This is a genomic window from Glutamicibacter sp. BW77 (assembly GCF_002332285.1).
Lineage (GTDB): Bacteria > Actinomycetota > Actinomycetes > Actinomycetales > Micrococcaceae > Glutamicibacter > Glutamicibacter bergerei.
Window position 1 is genome coordinate 77,945 of record NZ_NRGT01000077.1, and the last position, 8,327, is coordinate 86,271.

Sequence of the window (8,327 nt, forward strand, 5' to 3'; positions counted from 1 at the left end):
CGTCGACCGGCCCCGCAAAGGCCGGTCGATTTTCATTTAACCACCCGTTCGCCTCCCGTTGTGCTGTGGCTCATCGTAATATTTACGTAGCAGTGGTTCACTGGAACTATGACAATTTTGACTAAGGCCGGCAACGATGACCGGCTAGAAGACGACAAGTTGATGATTTGCCTCGATGTTGACGGAACGATCGTCAATCATCAGGGACTGATGAGTGCACGTGTGCGTGAGGTTGCCCGCGCGGTAGTGAAGGCCGGGCACGAGGTAGTGATTTCTACCGGCAGGTCGCTCGGTGCGGCTGTGCCGCTGATGACCGAACTAGGTATCGACCACGGTTATGTGGTGGCAAGCAACGGCGGCGTGCTGGCACGAATGCGCGGCGACGATGTTGAGATTTTGCACCGTGAGGTTTTTGATCCATCGTTGGCCCTGGCTGCCTTGATGCGTCAGCTTCCTAACGCTAAATATGCCGTGGAAAATGAACGCGGAGAATTCCTTTCGAGCGACGTTTTCACCGATGCGAGTTTCGGAGCCGAATCCAAGGTCGTCGAATTCGACGAACTGTTGCGCAGCAAGGCGGTGCGCGTGGTGGTCTTTTCCACCGATGCGACTGCAGAAGACTTTGGCCAAGCGGTGCACGGTTTGGGGCTCTCCGGCGTTACTTACTCGGTGGGCTGGACCGCGTGGTTGGATATTGCTGCCGAGGGTATTACCAAGGCCAGCGGACTGGAGCGTCTGCGCACCGAATTAGAGATCGAATCGGCGCAGACCCTTGCCGTGGGTGATGGACGAAACGATATTGAGATGTTGCAGTGGGCCGGGCGTGGTGTCGCCATGGGCCAAGCTCCTGAAGAGGTCAAGATCGTTGCTGATGAGGTGACTGCTTCGGTAGATGAGGATGGTCTAGCGATCGTGCTGGAAGGACTCCTGCAGGACTGACTAGGGCCCAGGGCTGTTTGAATCCCGCTGGATACGTAGCCTGCGCTTCACGCGGCGTATCCACTGTGAATCACAGATCAGCTGCGGAAATGGTTTATGTGCATATCCCGTTGCCGGTGGTGCGGTGGAGCGATAGGTCATCGACGAACCGGGGTTCACACGCATAGTGTGAGGTCCTTTGAGCGCCACGATTTCAATCCAACCCGGACTTTCCTTGGCCTTATTGCATGATGAGCATCGTCCATCTGCATTGTCTACATCTGTGGGGCCGCCCAAATGATGCTGCAATACGTGGTCAATTTCCGTGATCTTGCCATCGCAAAATGGGGTGCGGCAATGCCGGTCGCGAATTTTTACGAAGCGGCGAAGCTTTTCCGGGAAGATGCGAGCCTTGGAGTCCATGGCGATTAATTCTTTATCACCGGGTGCCGTATAGAGCCGAATCAGATCGGGTAGTGTCTCTAGGCGCCCCAAATGGTCGTCGGCTTTACCAGCTTCCATTTGAGCGAAACTCAGCTCATTTGCGATAGGGGTTCCGGCTATGAGCTCCCGCGCGTACTGCGGGGGAACGTATCCGTAACCTTCCATATAAGCCGGTTCCCGGTCGCCGAGAAAGAGCGTCTTGTCGGTCATGATCAGGCCGACATGCAACTGTATCGGTAGTATTTCCGGACGACCTGCGAGTAGATAAGTGCAAAGAAGATCCGCTTTGATCTGGTCCCTTGTACGGGGATCTCCGCCTTGCTTCAAGCGGTAGGATTCCTGCTGCAAGTGCATCTGCAACGCTGTGCCGGAAACAACGGGCAGTCTGCCGTTGATGAGAACGCAGTCCTTCCCCCTTTTGAGGCGAACGTAGCGCTTGGAATCTTGCTGTTTCATTTTTAGGCATTGCTCATCGGAGGCGAAGTCCAAGGTGAAACGTTTTACAGTTTCGCCAATCTGCTTTGGCCCCTGAGATTCGAACATCTCCGGGTTGTCCCGGAAAAAAGCATCAAATTCGGCACGGCGTTCGGTTTTGACCTCTTGCAGCGGCGTGAGGATCGCCAACATCTGCTGCTCGGTGAATTCACCTTGTGCAAAGTGCTGTTGGAGGTAGGGGGTGTCTTCTGCCAAGATTCGACAGTTGACCAAGTAGTTTCGAAATCCGTTGGGTGCCTGCTGCCGGGCTAAAGCCACTGCGCTTGCTGCGCCGCGGGTGAGGTCGTTGCAAGAGGTTCCAAGATATTCATTCTCGCGCACGACTTCTTTTTCGGCCTGGTAGCTTTCCGCTGCTTGTTTGCTACGAAGGCGAGAGATTTCCTTTTCGTAGTCCGCAATTTTCTGGAAATGTTTTGCAGCCGCACGCTGCGCGTTGCTTTGAATTGGCTCGCGCCGCGTTGAAGCTGCCAGGTCATCTGCGACCTGGTAGAACTCTGCTTGGGGCGGGCGATGCCTTGGCGCCATTGCTTCGGACATACCTTTATTATACGCTTCTTGTTCGAAAATGTCTTCGAATAATTAGATCTTTAAAGCTGGTCGGCTAACTCCAGCAGTCGTGCGATTCCGCCGCGGGCGTCAATCTCATCGTGATATCCGGAGCGCACGATGGCGGCCGAGACCGCTTGCGGAGTGACATCCAGAACCTGCGCAATGGCCTTCTGCTGTCCGCGCACCCCGGGGGTCAGCAGATCCACCACGGCCCATTCGGCGTCGCTGCGCGTGCGTACGGACTGGCCAAGCAGGCGCAGCAAACCCTCTAGTTCCAGATCCAGGTCTGAATCCCCGCAGGACACGGAGATGGGTACCCGTTCTCCGCGGTGTGTGGCAGCCTCTAAGGCGCCCAGGGCGCGACGCTGCGCCTTCCCCTCGACCAGGTCGGCCTGTGCCGGCACGGGCTCGTAGAGGGTTCCTACGCCGAGCCCGATGTGGCAAAAGTTCAGTCTGGCGCAGCGCATGATGGCGTCGATGGCGTCGTGGGCATCGTGCGGGACACCGAGCAGCAACTGGCCGCTAAGTGCCATGAATGGCGCGTGGGTGTGCACCTGATCTAGCTGGTCCCACAAAAGTTCGGTGGCCGCCTGCACGTCGGTGACGGAGCGCGGCTTCGGGCTGAGCGCGAGGACAAACATGGTTTAAGTATTGCCCGAGCGCATAGATTTGTCGTGTAACTGGCGAAAGTGACGTGCCGTTAAAGCGCGCACCGTTAGGCTGGTAACTGAATCTTTGAAGGAGATGCGGTGGCGGGTGAGATCATTGCTGGGCGGTTCGAGCTGATTGAACACATCGCCCAGGGCGGTTCCGGGACGGTGTGGCTGGCCCGGGACCTGAAGCACGAGCGGATTTGCGCGGCCAAAGTAATGCGGCAGAGCTACAGTGGCGAGATCCTGCGTTTTGTGCGCGAGCAAGGTGTGAAATTTGATCACCCTCACTTGCTTACTCCCTACGGGTGGGCGGCCGTTGACGAGCGGGTCCTGATTGCGACCGAGCTGATGCGTGGCGGAAACCTGCATACCGCAATGCAAGATTACGGTGCGTTTACCCAAGAGCTGGTGGCCGAAATCCTGGTGCAGTTATTGGACGGACTGGCGCACGTACACGCAGCAGGATGGGTCCACCGCGATGTGAAACCTGCCAATGTTTTGCTCGAATCCACCAGCGAGGGTGTACCGGTGGTACGCCTAGCAGACTTCGGGATTGCGGCGCATCGTGACGAGCCGCGGTTAACCGAACACGGAGCTGTAGTTGGCACTCAGGGGTTTATCGCTCCCGAGCTGCGCGGTGGCAGCGAACCCGAACCGGCCGGTGATCTCTATGCGCTCGGGGTGCTTGCGGTGCAACTGCTGGAACCGAGCCTGCGCGGCGATGCGCTGAGCACGTACTGCGATCGTGCCCGATTTTCGGTCGATGCGCAGCTTAGCTCGGTATTAGGCGGGCTGCTAGCCCGAGATCCGGCCAAACGGCTGGCAACCGCCCGCGACGCTTCGAGCATGCTCGCGGTTCTGCGCAACCCGAGTGGATACCAGGTGGCATCCGGTGAGCCCTTTGAAGTCTTTGACCATTTTGAGTCCTATGGGCTTCCGGAAGGCAAACCGAGCCCCCAGCAGCAACCGGCAGGCCAGCCTGTCAGTGTGCCTGAGCCGGTGCGCGGCAAACCTGCCCGAAGCGCGGCACGGTTAGGGCTGCTTGTGCCGTGGATTGCGGTGCTGCTGGCGTTGGCGCTCGGCGGACTGTCGTTGTGGCTGGTATTCGGCGGTCAATCGGAAGCCGATTCGGTGAGTCCAGGCCCAACGGTGGTTTCCGAATCGCCGGTGCCAAGCAGCGACCCGGTTAAAACCAGTGCCGCGCCAAGTTCGTCCATGCAATCTAAGACGCCGGAACAACGTGGCACCGAGCCAAGCAAGGAATCCACGTCGCAATCGGTGGTCTCCATTCATTCAAATGTGAGCACCGGAGATAACTGCAACGCGATCGAGTTGGGGCTCAATGTCAGCGGCGCCGACGGCCACAGGCTAAGCTGCGAGGTCGACGGCGCCGAATATCGGTGGGTCGCCCAGGACTAGGCGCGCTTGCGGTGGCGTAAGAACCAGATCCCGGCGAAGGCTGCGATCGCTACCGCGACTCCGCCGAGCAATGCACCAAGCTGGGCGCTGTTTGGGAGCCAGCTACTTGAAGCAGAAGCTGCCTGTTCGGTAATTTCTGCTGCCGGTTCCCAGGTTTTCTCGTCGCTGGTTTCACCAGTGACATCGATGGCCAGCTCGTAGTTCAGCGGGTTCAAGCCTCGTGGATCATTAGCAGTACCGGCGACGGTGATGTAATAATCGCCGGCGAAGGCAAGCTCGTGGTTCGTGGCTCCAGCCTGCAGGTCGCGAGAGACCGTCGTGACGGTGCTCCGCGAGATCGAGGCGCCGGCATCCTCACGGTTCAGCGAGGTTTCCGCACCGCTGGTCATCAAATTGCTTTCCAGCAGCGGGTTGTAGGTGCCGGTATGCACTTTTTCGGCGCTGGCGTTGGGGGAGTCGGTGACACTCAAACGGTAATTGAGTCGTTGTCCCTGCGTCAGATGCACCTTGTAGTACTTCACCTCGAAGGGAAGTACCGAGTCGGAATACACGGATCCCGAAGCTACGGCGGCGGCGTTACTAAATCCGCTGCCTCCGGCAACCGGGGTGGCGGGAGCGTCGAGAGCCACGGAGGCCGGCGGAAGCGTCTCGGGGGTGATTCCGCTCAGCGTCGTGGGATCCACCGCCGGCTGGACGATGACACGAATTTCTACCGGCAGCTGGGTGTCGGCCTGCCAAGCTCCATCACGCTGCAGCGCGAGGAAGAGTTCACCGTTGCGCTGATCCAGACAGCGGGCGAACCCCGTAGAATTCTTGGCATCGGAGTCCAAGGTGATCAGCGGCAAACGCTCAAAACTAGCGCGACTGGTGTTGTCGCTATCGCCAATGCAACGTTCCCCATCGGCCCGGCGCAGTTCACCGCTCAGCTTGATGTTCTCTCGGCTGGTGTTCTGCAGCAGCGGGTTCACGATCAACTGTGCGCTGACGAAGAGGCGCTCTCCGTCTTGAATTTCCGGGAGTTTGTACAGCAGTGCAGTGTCATCTCCGGTGACGCCAAGCAGATCCTGCGCGGCTCCGGCTTTGAGCTCCGGGGCGGAGCCCTGATCTGCGGCTCCGGTGATTTGTGTGCCAACCGGTTCGTGGGTCAGAATTTTAGCTTCGCTAGCCATTGCCGGGGTTGCCAAGGTGAGGCATAAACCGGCGGCGAGCAGGGTCGGGAGGATTTTCATTACCGGTCTCCTGGCAGGGTTGGATCGGCGTCAGTGCGCTGTTCTACCATGGCGGTTGAGCGGTGGCGGAAGAGGAAGGTTCCGGCTCCCAGCAGCGCCGCGGTGATCAGCAGGCCGGCGGTGAACCAAGGCCACAGTGAGCCGCTCGTCACGCTGGTTTGCTCGATGGATTTCTGGCCCGATTGCTGCGTTGGCGGCTGGTTTTCCTCTGCGCCCTCGGCGGTAGGCCCAGGTTTTGGGCTGCTTTCGGACGTGGGCGCCGTGGACGGTTCATCGCCCGGTTCACTGGAGCTCTGTGTCGCCTCGAAGATTGGGGCCGCACCGGCGAATTCCTTTTCGGTGCCAGTTACCTCAACGGCCAGTTCGTAGTCGAAGGGGACGCCGTTGCTTTTGCTGCTCCAGGTATCGGCATAAACCACTACATAGTACTCGCCACCCAGGTAGTTGTCCTTGCCGATGTGGTTGTCGAAATTGGACTGATCAACAGGGGTGTCCATGGACTGGGTGGAAACCTCTCCGGGCTTGTAGCCGTTGACCTTTGACTCGCCGATCAGGTCAACATTCTTACGTACAGGGGAGTACACCATGGCACCAATCGCCTGAACACCGGAATCTTGGTTATTGCCACCGGTGGCGCGTATGTTCAGTTTTTGTCCGTTGCCTACGTGGATCTTGTAGTAGCGTGCTTCACTGCTCATGATCGAGTCTGCGTAGATCTTTGCGGAGTCCACCGGCAGCGCATCATTAAAGCTGGAACCGCCGAGTACCGGTTCGGCGTTTCCTGTCAGCGTGACCGACTGCGGCTTGTCTTTGGTACTGGCCGGCGCGCCGAGCAGTGTGGGATCAACCGCAGGTTCCAGCACATAGCGAAGTTCTACTGCCATCGGGTCGTCTTTGAACATTGCACCGTCGCGGGTGACCTTTGCGTAGAGCTCTCCGGAACCGTCGGCAAAACAACCGTGCGTGGTGTCCTGAAGGTACTCTGGGCTTCGCGTATAACCGGTCAAGGGGCGTCCGAGCTGGTTGGTATTGGTGATCTGGCTCTGCCCCGTGGAGCAGTTGGCACCTTGACCGTTGACCAGTTCGACGGAGACGCGGGTGGGGTCGCTTTTTTCGGACTTTTTCTGTTGTGCGGGAATCATAGTCGCAGAGAAGTGCGCATATTCTCCGGGCTTCAGCGGTCCAACCTTGTAGTACTTGGTGGTGCCGTCCTTTGAGGTCCACGTCTTCGTCTCACCCTTTTCCAGGCTGTCCAGGTATTGGCCTGGAACCATCAGCGGAGCTTGGTGCAGTTGCGCGCCACCTTCGATGGGGGTGCCGGTGGCGGTGTATCCCTGGAAAGCGCGCAAGGTGCGGCTGGTTAGTTCTTCCTGCAACGCGTCGGAATCATCGGCGGTGACATAGGTGCCGCCGGTAGCCTTCGCGATGCATTCGAGCTGCGAGCGAGCCGTGTTGTTGACCTTAAACCCGATGGTATGCACGGTCAGGTCGATGCCCTGGCCGGCAAGGTCTTTGGCTGCCTCGCAGGCCGGTGGTTCATCGCAGTTTTCCTCGCCGTCGGAGACCAGGATAATCGACTTTTCGGTCTTGATGTCCTTCATCTCGTTAGCCGCATAGAGCAGTGAGGCGCCGATCGGAGTTTCCCCGACCGCCTTGAGCTCATCGAGCTTGGCGGTCAGCTCGGACTTGTTCACCTTGCCCGGCTTCTGCACGGTAATGATGTCATCGCACTTCTTCGCGGTCTTTGAGCCGTACACCACCAAGCCCATGGTCGCGTCATCCGGAGAATTGTTGATCAGGTGTTTGGTTGCGGACTTTGCGGCATCGATGCGAGTGGTGCCCTTCGCGTCGGCGTCTTTTTCCAGCATTGAGCTGGAGTAGTCCATAACAACGATGACCGGTTGGGTCGTGGTTTGCTCGTCTGCGTGAACAGCGGCCAGCGGGGTGGCGACCAGCAACGCTGCGCTGAAGAACGCGAGCAGTAGGCGGCGAGGCATCAGAAGATCCTTCCAAAGTGGATGTTTGCAATTGCAAATATAGCTCAATTGTTTGCAATTGCAAACACTCATGCAAAAATTGAAGTTATGAACAGTACTATCGAACAGCAACGCGCCCTCTATGGCGTGTCTTTGGCGCAACGTTTCGGCGAAGTAATGGAAAAATATGCCTTATCCCAGCGTTCGCTAGCCCAAGTTCTTGGAATATCCGCTCCCATGCTTTCTCAACTTACTAGCGCAAAGCGGATCAAGATTGGCAACCCGGCGGTTCTTGGGCGACTGATCATGCTCGAATCGCGCGCCGGAGAAGGCGACTTGAGTGCGGTGCTGGCGCAGGTTGAGCTGCTTGATTCGGCCACCGCGACGCAGAGCACCGCGAACGCACCCGAAGGCCTGGCAGCCTTGGATTATCTGCGTTCGGTCGGTAGCCAAAGTGTGTTGGCAGAACTTGCCGAGCTGGCCAGATTGCGCAATGAAATCAGACTCTCAGATTTTCTCGCACAGGCCGCTGGCAAATAACGCCCGTAGTCCGATAGTGAGTCTTATCCGCTGAAAGGGAAGTGCTATGGACGCCGCACTGGGATAGATTCGTGAAACCTATTGCGGCTCTTCAGAATTGAGAG

At 58.1% G+C, this 8,327-nt stretch carries 7 protein-coding genes; 3 read left to right on the top strand and 4 right to left on the bottom strand.

The window, feature by feature from the left end; translation table 11 throughout:
* The first annotated feature begins 108 nt into the window (after nucleotides 1-108).
* Nucleotides 109-939, top strand: coding sequence for an HAD family hydrolase (locus CIK74_RS16160; RefSeq protein ID WP_096257294.1), 831 nt, complete (start codon nucleotides 109-111; stop codon nucleotides 937-939).
* Here the strand turns inward: CIK74_RS16160 and CIK74_RS16165 are convergent, their stop codons facing one another.
* Complete coding sequence (locus CIK74_RS16165) at nucleotides 940-2,394, bottom strand: HNH endonuclease (protein ID WP_096257296.1); 1,455 nt, start codon at nucleotides 2,392-2,394, stop codon at nucleotides 940-942.
* A 50-nt stretch (nucleotides 2,395-2,444) separates the two neighbouring features.
* Entirely contained in the window at nucleotides 2,445-3,047 is a 603-nt protein-coding gene (locus tag CIK74_RS16170) for a hypothetical protein (RefSeq protein ID WP_096257298.1), read from the bottom strand.
* Nucleotides 3,048-3,155: 108 nt separating this feature from the next.
* On the opposite strand from CIK74_RS16170, the gene CIK74_RS16175 reads away from it, so the two are divergent.
* Nucleotides 3,156-4,478 carry a serine/threonine-protein kinase gene (locus tag CIK74_RS16175; protein WP_170947915.1) on the top strand — a complete coding sequence of 441 codons (1,323 nt, stop codon included), beginning with the start codon at nucleotides 3,156-3,158 and terminating at the stop codon, nucleotides 4,476-4,478.
* Here CIK74_RS16175 and CIK74_RS16180 read toward each other — a convergent pair.
* Both CIK74_RS16180 and CIK74_RS16185 read right to left on the bottom strand, forming a co-directional pair.
* Entirely contained in the window at nucleotides 4,475-5,707 is a 1,233-nt protein-coding gene (locus tag CIK74_RS16180; RefSeq protein ID WP_096257302.1) for a hypothetical protein, read from the bottom strand. The genes CIK74_RS16175 and CIK74_RS16180 overlap by 4 nt on opposite strands.
* Nucleotides 5,707-7,704 carry a VWA domain-containing protein gene (locus tag CIK74_RS16185; protein ID WP_170947916.1) on the bottom strand — a complete coding sequence of 666 codons (1,998 nt, stop codon included), beginning with the start codon at nucleotides 7,702-7,704 and terminating at the stop codon, nucleotides 5,707-5,709. The genes CIK74_RS16180 and CIK74_RS16185 overlap by 1 nt, the downstream gene beginning before the upstream one ends.
* 87 nt (nucleotides 7,705-7,791) lie before the next feature.
* Between CIK74_RS16185 and CIK74_RS16190 the strand changes: the two genes are divergently transcribed.
* Nucleotides 7,792-8,223, top strand: coding sequence for a transcriptional regulator (locus tag CIK74_RS16190; RefSeq protein WP_096257306.1), 432 nt, complete (start codon nucleotides 7,792-7,794; stop codon nucleotides 8,221-8,223).
* Nucleotides 8,224-8,327 lie beyond the last annotated feature (104 nt).

What these genes read in the sequence shown, in the direction of transcription:
- CIK74_RS16160 (WP_096257294.1), top strand. Translation starts at nt 109, where the DNA reads ATGACAATTTTGACTAAGGCCGGCAACGATGACCGGCTAGAAGACGAC.
- CIK74_RS16165 (WP_096257296.1), bottom strand. Translation starts at nt 2,394, where the DNA reads ATGTCCGAAGCAATGGCGCCAAGGCATCGCCCGCCCCAAGCAGAGTTC.
- CIK74_RS16170 (WP_096257298.1), bottom strand. Translation starts at nt 3,047, where the DNA reads ATGTTTGTCCTCGCGCTCAGCCCGAAGCCGCGCTCCGTCACCGACGTG.
- CIK74_RS16180 (WP_096257302.1), bottom strand. Translation starts at nt 5,707, where the DNA reads ATGAAAATCCTCCCGACCCTGCTCGCCGCCGGTTTATGCCTCACCTTG.
- CIK74_RS16185 (WP_170947916.1), bottom strand. Translation starts at nt 7,704, where the DNA reads ATGCCTCGCCGCCTACTGCTCGCGTTCTTCAGCGCAGCGTTGCTGGTC.
- CIK74_RS16190 (WP_096257306.1), top strand. Translation starts at nt 7,792, where the DNA reads ATGAACAGTACTATCGAACAGCAACGCGCCCTCTATGGCGTGTCTTTG.